At 63.5% G+C, this 13,796-nt stretch carries 10 protein-coding genes; 3 read left to right on the forward strand and 7 right to left on the reverse strand.

What is annotated here, in order from left to right; all coding sequences use genetic code 11:
• Positions 1-130 precede the first annotated feature (130 nt).
• Positions 131-2,785, forward strand: a complete 2,655-nt coding sequence (locus tag ACF8RA_RS12365; RefSeq protein ID WP_392519204.1) for an ATP-binding protein — start codon at positions 131-133, stop codon at positions 2,783-2,785.
• The gene (locus ACF8RA_RS12370; protein WP_176682194.1) at positions 2,782-3,477 is read left to right on the forward strand and encodes a response regulator; all 696 of its coding nucleotides are present in this window, start codon (positions 2,782-2,784) and stop codon (positions 3,475-3,477) included. The genes ACF8RA_RS12365 and ACF8RA_RS12370 overlap by 4 nt, the downstream gene beginning before the upstream one ends.
• A gap of 63 nt (positions 3,478-3,540) precedes the next feature.
• Here the strand turns inward: ACF8RA_RS12370 and ACF8RA_RS12375 are convergent, their stop codons facing one another.
• The gene (locus ACF8RA_RS12375; protein WP_176682195.1) at positions 3,541-4,446 is read right to left on the reverse strand and encodes a LysR family transcriptional regulator; all 906 of its coding nucleotides are present in this window, start codon (positions 4,444-4,446) and stop codon (positions 3,541-3,543) included.
• A 78-nt stretch (positions 4,447-4,524) separates the two neighbouring features.
• On the opposite strand from ACF8RA_RS12375, the gene ACF8RA_RS12380 reads away from it, so the two are divergent.
• Positions 4,525-5,760, forward strand: coding sequence for an FAD-dependent oxidoreductase (locus ACF8RA_RS12380; RefSeq protein ID WP_392519206.1), 1,236 nt, complete (start codon positions 4,525-4,527; stop codon positions 5,758-5,760).
• 3 nt (positions 5,761-5,763) lie between these two features.
• On the opposite strand, the gene ACF8RA_RS12385 is transcribed toward ACF8RA_RS12380, so the two are convergent.
• The 6 genes from ACF8RA_RS12385 to ACF8RA_RS12410 all read right to left on the reverse strand — a co-directional run bounded on the left by ACF8RA_RS12385 (position 5,764) and on the right by ACF8RA_RS12410 (position 13,795).
• Positions 5,764-8,694: an aminotransferase gene (locus ACF8RA_RS12385; RefSeq protein ID WP_392519207.1), complete on the reverse strand. Its 2,931-nt coding sequence runs from the start codon at positions 8,692-8,694 to the stop codon at positions 5,764-5,766.
• Positions 8,695-8,907: 213 nt separating this feature from the next.
• Positions 8,908-9,483, reverse strand: coding sequence for a PIN domain-containing protein (locus ACF8RA_RS12390; RefSeq protein ID WP_104886398.1), 576 nt, complete (start codon positions 9,481-9,483; stop codon positions 8,908-8,910).
• Positions 9,480-9,947 carry a helix-turn-helix domain-containing protein gene (locus ACF8RA_RS12395; protein ID WP_176682198.1) on the reverse strand — a complete coding sequence of 156 codons (468 nt, stop codon included), beginning with the start codon at positions 9,945-9,947 and terminating at the stop codon, positions 9,480-9,482. Before ACF8RA_RS12395 ends, ACF8RA_RS12390 begins: the two co-directional genes overlap by 4 nt.
• 147 nt (positions 9,948-10,094) lie before the next feature.
• The gene (locus ACF8RA_RS12400) at positions 10,095-11,699 is read right to left on the reverse strand and encodes an ABC transporter ATP-binding protein (RefSeq protein ID WP_392460870.1); all 1,605 of its coding nucleotides are present in this window, start codon (positions 11,697-11,699) and stop codon (positions 10,095-10,097) included.
• A gap of 1 nt (position 11,700) precedes the next feature.
• The gene (locus tag ACF8RA_RS12405; RefSeq protein WP_021783281.1) at positions 11,701-12,720 is read right to left on the reverse strand and encodes an ABC transporter permease; all 1,020 of its coding nucleotides are present in this window, start codon (positions 12,718-12,720) and stop codon (positions 11,701-11,703) included.
• A 1-nt stretch (position 12,721) separates the two neighbouring features.
• Positions 12,722-13,795, reverse strand: coding sequence for a microcin C ABC transporter permease YejB (locus ACF8RA_RS12410; protein WP_021783280.1), 1,074 nt, complete (start codon positions 13,793-13,795; stop codon positions 12,722-12,724).
• Position 13,796 lies beyond the last annotated feature (1 nt).

The raw sequence follows: 13,796 nt of genomic DNA on the forward strand, positions 1-13,796 counted from the left end.
AGCCTGTAGGAGCGGGTTCACCCGCGAATGCGGTGGTGGTGCCACTGACGTATTCGCGGGTAAACCCGCTCCTACAGTCAAGGGGCTTTCCCTGAACTGGCCGACTGCTGGAAAAAGCAAAGGATGAAGCATGAGTGATTCCGCCCGCGCCGATGCGCTGCTGGCCAACCTTCCGCGAAATGGCCGGGGCCGGTTGAAGGTGTTCCTTGGCGCCGCCCCTGGCGTCGGCAAGACCTTCGCCATGCTCCAGGCCGCACACGCCCAGCAACGCCAGGGCGTGCAGGTGTTGGCCGGGGTGGTCGAAACCCATGGCCGCGCCGAAACCGAAGCGTTGCTCGGAGGGCTGCATCAGCAGCCCTTGTTGCGTAGCCAGTACCGTGGCGTCACCCTCGAGGAAATGGACCTTGACGGCCTGCTGCGTGCCGCGCCGGCCTTGGCCCTGGTGGACGAACTGGCCCATACGAACGCCCCCGGCAGCCGCCACGCCAAGCGTTGGCAGGACGTACAGGAACTGTTGGCCGCTGGTATTGATGTATTCACAACGGTCAACGTCCAGCACCTGGAAAGCCTCAACGACAAGGTCCGCGACATTACCGGCGTGCAAGTGCGCGAGACCCTGCCGGACTGGGTGCTGCAGGAAGCGTTCGAGCTGGTGCTGATCGACTTGCCTCCGCGCGAGCTGCTCGAACGCCTGCGCGAAGGCAAGGTGTACGTGCCCGAGCAGGCTCGGGCGGCCATCGATGCGTATTTTTCGCAAACCAACCTCACCGCCCTGCGCGAGCTGGCCATGCAGACCGCCGCTGCTCAGGTCGATGCCGACCTGGCCCACGGCTATCGTCAGCGTGGCCAGGAGGCGCCGGCCTTGCGTGGCCGGTTGCTGGTGGGCATCGAGGGTGACGACCAGGCCGAACGCCTGGTGCGCCATGCCTGTCGCGTGGCCCAGCGCCGCCACCTGCCCTGGAGCTTGGTGCACGTGGACAACGGCCGCCTGCGTGACGAAACCGCACGGCAGCGTTTGCAAGCCGCGCAGCAGTTGGCCGAGCGACTGGGCGGGGAGGTGGTGCAGCTGCGTGCTGGCGAAGTGGCCCGCACGCTGATCCAGCATGCTGCCGAGCGGCGGGCCAGCCTGGTGCTGGTCGGGCAGTCTCGCAATCGCCTGCGTCGGCGTTTGTTCGGCGCTGGTGTGGCGGCGCGGCTACTGCGCGAAAGCCATGGCCTGGAGATCAATGTGCTGGACCGCGAGGTGCAGCCGCCAGCGCCGCGTTCAGCGGTGCGGCGGGTGTGGGTGTGGCGTCATTACCTGCTGGCGCTGCTGGCCACCGTGATGGCTGCGGGGCTGGCCTGGGCGGTGTCCAGTGTGCTCGCGTTGCCCAATATCTCGGTGGTGTTCCTGGCGGCGGTGTTGCTGGTGGCGGTGCGCAGTAGCCTGGGACCTGCGCTGGCTTGCGCCGCACTGTCATTCCTGGTCTATGACTTTCTGTTCATACCGCCCAACTTCTCGTTCACCATCCAGCGCGAAGAAGACGTGCTGACCCTGGTGTTCTTTCTGTTGATGGCTGCGCTCACCGGCAACCTGGCCGCGCGCCAGCGTCGCCAGTTGCAGGCGCTGCGCGAGACCCAGGCGCAGACCAGCCAGTTGCTCGACCTGTCTCGCCGGTTGACGGTCGCCACCGACCGCCAAGCCATATTCAAGGCTGCCGGCCAGCACCTGGACGGCTGGCAGGACACCCAGGTGTGCTTGCTGGAGCGCAACGCCGAAGGCCAGTTGCAAGTGGCCAGTGGGGAAGTCCACACCTTCAGCGACACCGAACGGGCTGCTGCCGATTGGGCCTGGCAGCACGGGCAGGCTGCCGGCCACGGCAGCGATACCCTGCCAAATGGCCGCTGGTGGTGGTGGCCGTTGGCGGTGGACGATCAGCCTCTGGCGCTGCTGGGTGTGCGCCCGCGCACCGGACAGCCGCTCAGCGACCCGCGCCGGCGCCTGCTCACCGCCCTAGGCCAGCCACTGGCCCAGGCCTTGGCCCGCGCACGCCTGGCCGAGCAGCTGGAAGCCGCACGCCTGCACGGCGAAACCGAGCAACTGCGCAGCGCCCTGCTGGCTTCCGTATCCCATGACTTGCGCACGCCGTTGACCGCCATGCGTGGCAGCATCGACAGCCTGCTGGCGTTGGGCGACGCGATCCCGGTTGAAGACCGCCGCGAGCTGCTGGAGGGCACCCGCAACGAGGCCGAACGCCTCGATCGCTACATCCAGAACCTGCTGGACATGACCCGCCTGGGCCATGGCGGCCTCAAGCTGGCCCGCGACTGGGTGGCCCCGGCGGACATCGTCGGCAGTGCGCTCAACCGCCTGCGGGTGGTGCTGGCGCCGCTGCGCGTGCACACTGACGTGCCGGCCGAGTTGCCATTGCTGTTCGTGCATGCGGCGTTGATCGAGCAAGCGTTGGTCAACGTGCTGGAAAACGCCGCACGCTTTTCGCCGGCCAATGGTCGGCTTGAGCTGCAGGTGGCCGTGCATGACGACCAGCTGCGCTTGACCGTCAGCGACCAGGGCCCCGGCATTCCTGAAGCCGACCGTGAGAAAATCTTCGACATGTTCTATACCGCCGCCCGTGGCGACCGCGGCGGGCAGGGTACCGGCCTGGGCCTGGCAATTTGCCAGGGCATGATCGGTGCCCATGGCGGGCAGATTCTGGTGGGCGAAGGCATCGATGGCCAAGGCACCAGCATCACTCTATGCTTGCCGCTGCCTCCTCAACCTGAAGCCGAAAGCGAAGCCCCATGAGCCAGTCCGCCACCCTGTTGGTCATCGATGATGAACCGCAGATCCGCAAGTTCCTGCGTATCAGTCTGGCCTCGCAAGGCTACAAGGTGCTGGAGGCTGCCACCGGTGCCGAGGGGTTGGCCCAGGCGGCACTGGGCAAGCCGGACCTGGTGGTGCTCGACCTGGGGCTGCCGGACATGGACGGCCAGCAGGTGCTGCGTGAATTGCGCGAATGGAGTGCAGTGCCGGTGATGGTGTTGTCGGTGCGTGCCAGTGAAGTGCAGAAGGTCGATGCGCTGGATGGTGGCGCCAATGACTATGTGACCAAGCCGTTCGGTATCCAGGAGTTTCTCGCGCGCGTGCGGGCTTTGCTGCGCCAGGTGCCACAAGCCGGCGGCTCGGAAGTGGCGGCCAGCTTTGGGCCGCTGACGGTGGATTTTGCCTACCGCCGGGTGACGCTCGACGGTGTGGAGGTGGCATTGACACGCAAGGAGTATGCGTTGCTGGCGCTGTTGGCCGGGCACCCTGGGCGGGTGATTACCCAGCAGCAGCTGCTCAAGGATATCTGGGGGCCTACCCATGCGGAGGATACCCACTACCTGCGGATCGTGGTCGGGCATCTGCGACAGAAACTGGGCGATGACCCCACGGCGCCGCGGTTCATCATTACCGAGGCGGGGGTTGGGTACAGGTTGGTAGCGCCGACAGCATAACCCGCTCCCTCAGCCCAAAGGGCTGGGCGGGCGCCTGCAGGGCAGGGACTCGCGCAAGGGGTATCAGGCCCTGGGTGGTTCCTTCTCGAACACCTGGCGCATGACTTCCAGGTAGCGGCGCGCGCCCAGGCCCAACGGGCGCGACTTGATCCAGATGATGTCTACCCACAAGCGCAGGCGGCTGGCCATGTTGTCGAAGCGCACCTCGGCCAGTGCACCCGAGGTTATCAGCGGTTCGACCAATGGCTGCGGCAGGTAGGCCCAGCCCAGCCCGGACTGCACCAGGTCCAGCGTGGCCAGGTAGCTGTCGGTCAGCCAGATGCGCCGGGACAGCACCATGCGCGGGTCCGATCCGGTGGCCTTGCCCGAGGCCACGATGATCTGCCGTTGTTCGGCAAAGGCCTCCTCCGGCAGTGGCGTACCGCTGTTCTGCCCGGCCGGATGGCGCGGTGACGCTACCGCCACCAGCAGTTGGCTACCGGCTTCGAGGAATGACTCGCGCTCGTCGATGCCGGGCCGTTCGAACACCAGTGCCAACTGCACACTGCCGTCATGCAGCAGGCGAATGGCCTCGGTCTGGGTGGCCGAACGTACCTCGACTTCCAGGCTGGGAAATGCCTGGGCGAGGATTTCCAGTGGTTGGCTCCAGCGGCCGGTTTGCAACTCGGGCGCCATGGCGATGGTCAGGCGTTTTTCCAGGCCTTGGTGCAGTTGCAGGGCCTGGGCGTCGAGCAGGTTGAGCTGGCAGATCACCTGCCTGGCCTGGGGTTCAAGGGCCAGGGCCGCGCTGGTGGGCAGGGCCTTGCGCGTGGCCCGGTCGAACAGCGGCAGGTCCAGTTCGGCCTCGAGCTGGGCGATCGCCATGCTCACGGCTGAAGGCACACGGCCCAGCTTGCGGGCGGCGGCGGAGAACGAGCCGGCATCGAGCACCGCGAGGAAAATTGCCAAGGAGTCGCTGCTAAAGGCCATTGTCAGTAAACCTGATGATGATCATCTTTTATTGCTAAAAATTATGAACATTAATGCACCTGCAGGACAGTCCTCTCAATGGAGAAAAGCGTGCACAGACCAACCGCTTGGCATATCACCCACTGGAGTTCCGACCCGTTCAGCCTCGGGGCCTACAGTTCCTTGCTGCCAGGAGGGTTGCCGCAGCATCGAAGCGCCCTTGGCCATGTGCTGCATGGGCGCTTGGTCATTGCTGGAGAAGCCTGCAATGCCAGCGCTCCGGCAATGACTCATGGTGCGTGGAATGATGGGCTGCGCGCCGCCGAGGCAGCCGTGAGTGCCGGGGCGAGCAAGGTGATCGTGATCGGTGCGGGGTGTGCAGGCCTGGCTGCCGCTCAACGCTTGCGGGAAAGGGGTGTCGATTGCACGGTGCTGGAGGCGCGTGGGCGAACGGGTGGGCGCGCCCACACTGTCGAGTTGGGCGGCGTGAAAGCAGATGCAGGTGCGGCCTGGCTTCAGCATTTTGCCGAGAACCCATTTGCCGCTGTTGCACTTCAACATGGCTTGGCTTGCGTCGAGACCGATTTCAGTTGTCCGCTTGCAGCAGCACGCGGCGGGGTGTTGCCGGATGTCGACGCCGCCTGGGATGCCTTGATCAGGCGTCTCGATCGGCAACAGCCTTTGTCTGACGCGATCAATGGCTATATGGCCACACTCGATCCCGCGCTCGCGCGTGCCACGCAGTTTGCCATCGACGCCAACCTTGTACTGGAAGCGTGTTTGCCCGTCGAGCAACTGTCGGTCTGTGCCTTGGATGAAGAGGGGGTCGGGCATGGTGATCGTATGCTGCCAGGCGGCTACAGCGAGCTTGTCGACTTGCTGTCGAAGAACCTGGATATCCGCCTGGACAGTCCTGTCACCCACATCGACTGGTCGAGCGCGCGCGTCAAGGTGAATGACGAGGTATGCGACTTCTGCATTTGCACAGTCCCGGTGGGAGTGCTGAAAGTGTTGCACTTTGCCCCTGCGTTACCTGAAACACAGCAGGAAGCGCTGGCGCATCTAGGGATGGGCAAGCTGGAAAAAGTGATTCTGCAGTTCGATGAGCGATGGTGGCCGTGCTCACCCTCAGGCTACCTGCGCTGGTACGACGTACCCGCCAGTTGGGGGGAATGGCTGGACCTGACCGATGCTGTCGGCAAGCCCACCATTGCCGGGCTGATTGCCGCCGATGCGATCGAGCGGCAGTTCACCGGGCGTACCGATGAGCAGGTGGCCATGGCCGCGTGTGAGGCATTGCAGGCGTGGGCCGCAGCCGTCGGGCCCACGCGTTGACACTTACAGGCCTTCGCCCAGCACTCGGTCAATGCTGTCGACAAAGTAGTCCACGCTCGCACGGCTGGTGCACATCGGTGGCTTGATCTTGAGGATGTTCAGGTAGTCGCCGGTCGGCTGCATGAAGATGCCCAGGTCACGCAGGCGATCGCACAGTACCATGGTTTCTTCGGTGGCCGGCTCCAGGGTGGTGCGGTCGCGCACCAGTTCCAGCCCCAGGTAGAAGCCCGAGCCATGTGCCGCGCCGGCCAGCGGGTGCTTGTCGACCAGCGCCTGCAGGCGTTCCTTGAAGTAGCGCCCGGTGTCGCGGGCGTTGTCCCACAGGCCTTCCTCCTGCATGACATCCAGCACCGCCATGCCGATGCGGCAGCTGACCGGGCTGCCACCGGCCGAGGAGAAGAAGTAGCCCTCGGCCTCCAGCGCCTCGGCGATTTCGCGACGGGTGATGACCACGCCCAGTGGTTGGCCGTTACCCATGCCCTTGGCCATGGTAATGATGTCCGGCACCACACCCTGTTCCTCGAAGCCCCAGAAGTACTCGCCCAGGCGACCATAACCCACCTGCACTTCGTCGGCGATGCACACCCCGCCGCGGGCGCGGACCTTGGCATAGGCGTCGCGCAGATAGCCTGCAGGCAGTGAGATGCCGCCGGCATTGCCGTATACCGGTTCGCAGATGATGCCCGCCAGCTGACGGCCTCGGGCGTCGAGGTCGGCCAGCTTGGCGTCGACGTCCTGCAGGTAGTCGGCGGCGCTGTCGGCCCCGCGGAAACGACCGCGGAAGGTGTTCGGTGCTTCGACCGGGTGTACCCAGTCCGGGCGGGTTTCCAGAGCTTGCGGGTTGTCGGCGATCGACGTGGAGATGGCATCGGTGGCCACTGACCAGCCGTGGTAGGCCTCCAGTACGCTGAGCAGGTCGCGCCCGCCGCTGTAGGCCCAGGCCAGGCGAATCGCCAGATCGTTGGCCTCGGTGCCGCTGTTGACCATGAACACCCGGTCGAAACCTTCGGGGGCCAAGTCCAGCAGTCGTTCGGAGAATTCGGTGATCGCTGCGTAATGGAAACGCGAGTTGGTGTTCAGCAGCGACCATTGCCGCGCCGACTCGGCGGCCATGCGTGGGTGGCCATGGCCCAGCACCGCGACGTTGTTGAGCATGTCCAGGTAGGAACGGCCCTGCATGTCGATCAGGTAGTTGCGCCAGCCGCGTTCAATGTGCGGCGGTTGCGCGTAGTAGTGCTTCTGCGAGCGGGCGAAGCTGGCATCGCGGCGGGCCAGTAGGGCTTGCGGATCGGGTAGCGGCTCGGCATCGCAATCGAAGCCCAATAATGCGGCCGGCGACGGGCACAGGGCCAGCCACGCAGCAGCCTGTGACGGCGTGGCGAAGAAGGGGGGCTGGATGCTGTTGTCCAGGCACAGTTGTACGCTGAGGCTACTGCCGCTGCTGCCCAGGGACTGGCCTTTTTTCACGGCCTGGCCATCTGTCGGCGCATCTTCCAGGCCCTGTAGCCACAAAGCCCAGTGTGCGGTGCGCAGGCAGCCCCGGCCATCGCCGTGACGCTGCCAGGTGCCGGCTGCCGGCGCTTGCACCTGGCTGCCGTTGGGCACATGCAGCTCGATGCCAAGGGCACAGGTGGCGGGCTCTTCGGGGCGGTCGATATGGGTTTGCGACAGGCGATATTGCCCGTGCAGGGTGCAGGCCGGGGCGGCCTGCGAGGTCAGCAGTTGCTGGTCGTAACCGGGTTGTTCCCAGTTGCCGGCCTCGAAGTGTTCGCTGAGTACCCCCAGGTCCACCCGCGTGACAGCCTGCCCGGCCAGCTCGGGGAGCAGGGGGGCGCAGCCGTTCAAGTCCGGCGCCCCGGGTTGCAGGCTCGCAGCCTGCAGAATGGCCGCCTCCATCAGGGCGAAAGGCACGGCGGTGGCCGTGTCGAAAATTTCCCATTCGTGGGCAATGTTGTCGCGGGTGTACTGGTTGCCCGGGTCGACGGTTAGCTGTTGTTCGCTGCTCAGTACCAGCACGGCAGCACGGTTCAGCACCAGCGGCCACAGGGCGCGCAGCTCGGCCTCGGTCAGCGGGTTGAGCGCCTGGTAGGCCTGCACGGCAGGCAGGATGCGCAGCGGGTCGCCCTCGGCGTGGTGCAACAGCGCAGCGCAGGTCACCGACAGGTCGGCGATACGCCAGGTGCGCAGCAGGTCGCCGAAATCGATTACGCCTTGCAGTTGCCATTGACGCTGGGCATCACGGGCCCACACGGTGTTGTCGTCGGTGATGTCCAGATGCACGGCCTGACTGGGCAGTTGATCGACCAGCGGCACCAAGCGCTCGTTGGCCTGTCGCGTGGCGTGTTCGATGCGGGCGCGCTGCCCGTTATCCTTCAGCACTGGCAGCAGGTGATCGATCAGTGCCCCGGCATGCTGTGGGTCCCATTGCAAGGTACGCGCAAGGCCTGGGTGATCGAAATGGGCAAGCGCCTTGTCCAGCTTTGCACAGAGCCCGCCCAGTTCAGCCATCAGGCGCGGCTCCATGTGCTTGAGGCGGGTCAGCGGTTGGCCTTCGATGTAATCGAGCAGGCGCAGGCGCAGTGGTTGCGCGTCGATGTCCAGTTCCAGCAACCCCATGCCGTTGTGGGCTGAGCGCACGGCGGGTACCGGCAAACCTTGATCGCGCAGGAAGGCCAGGGCGGCGTGCTGGGCTTCAAGCTCCAGCTGGGCGTAGCTGCCGTGGCAGGCCTTCAGCACATAGCCACCCTGCGGTGTGACCACGCGAAAGTTCAGGTCTTGCTGGCTGCCCAGTACCGAAAGGTTACCGGCAAGGCCGTAGTGGGCCTGCAGCACAGCGTGTGCCTGGGCTTCGCTCAGCGTTGGGCTGGGCAGGCCGGAGCGCTGGATCAGGGTGGCCAGGGCAGGGGAAGCGGGCTGGTGTTGTGGACTGGACATGGGCTCTACCGTGGGTACTGGGAGTTGACGGCGGAGAATTTATGCCCGATTCGGCTGATGATGGAAGACGATTATTGTCAGAAAAATTGATCACTGCCGCTTGATTCTGTTGGCGTGGTAACGAGCGGGGCTTTTCATAGGCTTGGCTTTAGGTGCAGGGCTGATCAATCCCGGATGATCGCCTTGCTGCCCTAGAAAGTCTGCTGGGCATACTCAGAGGAGGAACTTGAATGCTGAAAGCAGTTTCACTGTCTCGGGAAGCTTCTGCTGAAGCAGCCTGTCGAGATACTGCTGTACGCTGTGCGGTGGGTTCTTCAGCGATATTCGCTGCCGCTGGGCAGCTTCGAGGACTGCTGCCTTGTCCAGGTCCCAAAGGTCAGCGATGAAGTCGTCCGGATGCAAGGGTTCAATATCGAAGGCACCAAGAACCGCCTTGGGAAAATCCTTCAAATTGAAGGTGACGATGACCGAAGCGTTGCACTTGATTGCAGCTGCGAGAACATGTCGATCATCCCTATCTGGCAAGTCCAGCCCTTCGACCAGTGAATCGTAGTCAGTGACGAGTGCATCAGGCACCGCAGCATCCATCAGCGATGACGTGCGATCCAAATGTTCAGGCGTGAGGTCAGGTCGGTTGAGTAGCAGATTGCGCTTCCACTCGTCATGAATGCTCGCTGACCAACGTGCCCGGTAGATGCCCGTCAGCGCTAGGTTCATCAGGAAATCACGCAGTGGAGCAGGGTAAAGTACATTCGCGTCGTATATGGCCGTGAAGGGCGAGTGCTTCATTCGTACCCCATCTTCAATTCCTGAGCTTGGGCTGCCAGCGCATCCATCGCAGCGCGGCTCACCCCATCACGTTTGTCCTTGTAGGCAACCAGGTCGGAGAATTTGACACGACGATGGCGGCCTGTCTTGGTGTGCGGAAGCACCGCTTCGTCGAGCAGCTTTACCAAGTGCGGCCGGGAGACGTTAAGCAGGTCTGCTGCTTCCTGGGTAGTTAGTTCGGCGTGGATTGGAACGACTTTGACTGAGTTACCCAAGGCCAGTTCGCTGAGAATTTCGCCGAATAGGCGTAGGGCGAAAGTAGGTACTTCAACAACCTGGCGCTGATTTTCCTCGTTGAGCAGTTCGATCCGTTGGGTATCTGATTTTGTCGAGAGGAACGCTGCCAGCGTGCGGCTTGACTCGACTGCCACGGCAATTTCTTTCTCGTCAGGAAGCACATGGCTAGAGAGGTTGGCGGTGGTCATGGGCATCTCCAGAGCGGTATCGATTGCGGGGCTGTGGCGACGATGCAACAGCCTGAGTTCGAGTTATATTCGAAATATTCGAAAATCGCAATAAACGAAACGACCGATCAAAGGATGATTGCTTGGCGAACACGCACCCTTTCCCTACTAACCCCCAACCTCCAAAAACGCCGCCTCCAGCAACTGTCGGGTATACGGATGCTGCGGCGCATGGAAGATCGCCTGCGCGTCCCCTTGCTCCACCACATGCCCATGCTTGATCACCATCAACTGGTGACTCAACGCCTTCACCACCGCCAGGTCATGGCTGATGAACAGGTAGGTCAGGTTGTACTTTTGCTGCAGGTTACGCAGCAATTCCACCACCTGGCGCTGTACGGTGCGGTCCAGTGCGGACGTGGGTTCATCCAGCAGAATCAGTGCTGGCTTCAACACCAGCGCCCGGGCAATGGCAATGCGCTGGCGCTGCCCGCCGGAAAACTCATGGGGGTAGCGATGGCGCGTGCGCGGGTCCAGGCCTACTTCCTCCAGGGCCGCGATAATCGCCGCTTCCTGTTCCTGCGCGGTGCCAATGCCGTGAATGCGCAGCCCTTCACCCACAATGTCCGCCACGCACATGCGCGGGCTCAGGCTGCCAAACGGGTCCTGGAACACCACCTGCATTTCCCGCCGCAGGGGGCGCACGGCGTTCTGGTTAAGCCCTTCGAGGTTCTGCCCATGAAAGCGAATGCCGCCCTGGCTGGAAATCAGCCGCAAGATCGCCAGGCCCAATGTGGACTTGCCCGACCCGGATTCGCCAACAATGCCCAGCGTCTGCCCCTGAGGCAAGCTGAAGTTGATCCCGTCCACCGCCTTCACATGGTCGACAGTGCGCTGCAGAAAGCCCTTCTTGATGGGGAACCAGACCTTCAGGTTATCCACCTCCAGCAACGGCGCGCCCACCGGGTTGTGCGCCGGCAACCCGCTGGGCTCGGCATTGATGAGCATCTGCGTGTAGTGGTGCTGCGGGGCGCTGAACAGTGTGGCGCATTCGGCCTGCTCCACGATCTGCCCGTGCTGCATCACACACACACGATGGGCGATGCGGCGCACCAGGTTCAGGTCATGGCTGATCAGCAACAGGGCCATGCCCAGACGCGCCTGCAGTTCCTTGAGCAGCTCGAGAATCTTAAGCTGCACAGTCACATCCAGCGCTGTGGTCGGCTCGTCGGCAATCAGCAGTTCGGGCTCATTGGCCAGCGCCATGGCGATCATTACCCGCTGGCGCTGCCCGCCCGACAATTCGTGGGGCAGGGCCTTGAGGCGCTTGTGCGGCTCGGGAATGCCGACCATATCCAGCAGCTCCAGCGTGCGCGCAGTCGCTTCCTTGCCGGTCAGGCCCTTGTGCAGCAGGAGGATTTCGTTGATCTGCTTCTCGATGCAATGCAGCGGGTTGAGCGAGGTCATCGGCTCCTGGAAGATCATCGCAATGCGGTTGCCGCGAATGCGTTGCAGGGTCTTCTCGTTCTGCTGCAGCAAGTCCTTGCCTTCGTAGTGGATGCTGCCGTTGGGGTGGCGGGCCAGGGGGTAGGGCAGCAGGCGCAAGATCGAGTGTGCGGTGACCGATTTACCCGAGCCACTTTCGCCCACCAAAGCCAGTGTCTCGCCTTTGCGAATGTCGAAGCTGACGCCGCCAACCACCCGGTTGACCTGGTCCCCGGTCACGAACTCCACGGCCAGGTCCCGCACTTCGATCAGGTTCTGTTCACTCATGTCACTTCCTCGGGTCGAAGGCATCGCGGGCGGACTCACCGATGAACACCAACAGGCTCAGCATCAGCGCCAGCACGGCGAAGGCGCTGATGCCCAGCCACGGGGCCTGCAGGTTGGACTTGCCCTGCGCCACCAGCTCGCCCAATGAAGGCGAACCGGCAGGCAGGCCGAAGCCGAGGAAGTCCAGGGCGGTGAGGGTGCCGATGGCGCCGGTGAGAATGAACGGCATGAAGGTCATGGTCGAGATCATCGCGTTAGGCAGGATGTGCCGGTACATGATCGCGCCGTTGCGCATGCCCAGCGCGCGGGCGGCGCGCACGTATTCCAGGTTGCGTCCGCGCAGGAACTCGGCGCGTACCACGTCCACCAGGCTCATCCACGAGAACAGCAACATGATGCCCAGCAACCACCAGAAGTTGGGCTGCACGAAGCTGGCCAGGATGATCAGCAGGTACAGCACAGGCAGGCCGGACCAGATTTCCAGAAAGCGTTGCCCGGTCAGGTCGACCCAGCCACCGTAGAACCCCTGCAGGGCGCCGGCGATGACGCCGATAATGGAGCTGGCTACGGTCAAGGTGAGGGCAAACAGTACCGAAATGCGGAAGCCGTAGATTACCCGTGCCAGCACGTCGCGGCCCTGGTCGTCGGTGCCCAGCCAGTTGTCCGCCGAAGGTGGGGCAGGCGCCGGGACACGCAGGTCATAGTTGATGCTCTGGTAGCTGAACGGGATGGGCGCCCACAGCACGAAGCTGTCTTTCTTCGCCAGCAGTTCGCGGATGTAGGGGCTTTTGTAGTTGGCTTCCAGCGGGAATTCGCCGCCAAAGGTGGTTTCCGGGTAGCGTTTGAACGCCGGGAAGTACCATTCCCCGTCGTAACGTACGGCGATCGGTTTGTCGTTGGCGATCAGCTCGGCGCCCAGGCTCAACCCGAACAGAATCAGGAACAGCCACAGCGACCACCAGCCACGGCGGTTGGCCTTGAAACGCTCGAAGCGCCGGCGGTTGAGGGGGGACAAGGCCATGTCAGTGCTCCCGGCTGGCAAAGTCGATGCGTGGATCGACCAGGGTGTAGGTCAGGTCGCCGATCAGTTTCACCACCAGCCCTAGCAGGGTGAAGATGAACAGGGTACCGAAGACCACCGGGTAGTCGCGGTTGATGGCCGCCTCGAAACTCATCAGGCCCAGGCCGTCGAGGCTGAAGATCACCTCGATCAGCAAGGAACCTGTGAAGAAGATGCCGATGAAGGCCGAAGGGAAGCCGGCGATCACCAGCAGCATGGCGTTGCGGAACACGTGGCCGTACAGCACCCGGGATCGGCTCAGGCCCTTGGCCTTGGCGGTGACCACGTACTGTTTGTTGATCTCGTCGAGGAAGCTGTTCTTGGTCAGCAGGGTCATGGTGGCGAAGTTGCCGATGACCAGCGCGGTGATCGGCAGTACCAGGTGCCAGAAGTAGTCCAGCACCTTGCCGGTGGTGCTCAGTTCGTCGAAGTTGTTGGAGGTGAGGCCACGCAGCGGGAACCAGTCGAAGTAGCTGCCACCGGCGAACAGCACGATCAGCAGGATGGCGAACAGGAACGCCGGGATGGCGTAGCCGACGATGATTGCCGAGCTTGTCCACACGTCGAAGTGGCTGCCGTGGCGCACGGCCTTGGCGATCCCCAGCGGGATCGACACCAGGTACATGATCAGCGTGCTCCACAGCCCCAGCGAGATCGAAACCGGCATCTTCTCGGCGATCAGGTCGATCACCTTGGCATCGCGGAAGAAGCTGTCGCCGAAGTCCAGTCGGGCGTAGTTCTTGATCATGATCCACAGGCGCTCGGGCGGCGACTTGTCGAAGCCGTACATGCGTTCGATTTCAGCGATCAGCGCCGGGTCCAGGCCCTGGGCGCCGCGGTAGTTGGAGCCGGCAACGGAAACCTCGGCGCCGCCACCTGCAATGCGGCTGGTGGCGCCTTCGAAGCCTTCGAGCTTGGCGATCATCTGCTCGACCGGGCCACCGGGAGCGGCCTGGACGATGATGAAGTTGATGATGAGGATGCCGAACAGGGTCGGAATGATCAGCAGCAGGCGGCGCAGGATGTAGGCCAGCATC

Origin of the sequence: Pseudomonas sp. FYR_5 (assembly GCF_043106315.1) — a bacterium.
Taxonomy (GTDB): domain Bacteria; phylum Pseudomonadota; class Gammaproteobacteria; order Pseudomonadales; family Pseudomonadaceae; genus Aquipseudomonas; species Aquipseudomonas putida_Y.

Coding starts and splice junctions, on each gene's coding strand:
- ACF8RA_RS12365 (WP_392519204.1), top strand. CDS start 131: ATGAGTGATTCCGCCCGCGCCGATGCGCTGCTGGCCAACCTTCCGCGA.
- ACF8RA_RS12370 (WP_176682194.1), top strand. CDS start 2,782: ATGAGCCAGTCCGCCACCCTGTTGGTCATCGATGATGAACCGCAGATC.
- ACF8RA_RS12375 (WP_176682195.1), bottom strand. CDS start 4,446: ATGGCCTTTAGCAGCGACTCCTTGGCAATTTTCCTCGCGGTGCTCGAT.
- ACF8RA_RS12380 (WP_392519206.1), top strand. CDS start 4,525: ATGGAGAAAAGCGTGCACAGACCAACCGCTTGGCATATCACCCACTGG.
- ACF8RA_RS12385 (WP_392519207.1), bottom strand. CDS start 8,694: ATGTCCAGTCCACAACACCAGCCCGCTTCCCCTGCCCTGGCCACCCTG.
- ACF8RA_RS12390 (WP_104886398.1), bottom strand. CDS start 9,483: ATGAAGCACTCGCCCTTCACGGCCATATACGACGCGAATGTACTTTAC.
- ACF8RA_RS12395 (WP_176682198.1), bottom strand. CDS start 9,947: ATGACCACCGCCAACCTCTCTAGCCATGTGCTTCCTGACGAGAAAGAA.
- ACF8RA_RS12400 (WP_392460870.1), bottom strand. CDS start 11,699: ATGAGTGAACAGAACCTGATCGAAGTGCGGGACCTGGCCGTGGAGTTC.
- ACF8RA_RS12405 (WP_021783281.1), bottom strand. CDS start 12,720: ATGGCCTTGTCCCCCCTCAACCGCCGGCGCTTCGAGCGTTTCAAGGCC.
- ACF8RA_RS12410 (WP_021783280.1), bottom strand. CDS start 13,795: ATGCTGGCCTACATCCTGCGCCGCCTGCTGCTGATCATTCCGACCCTG.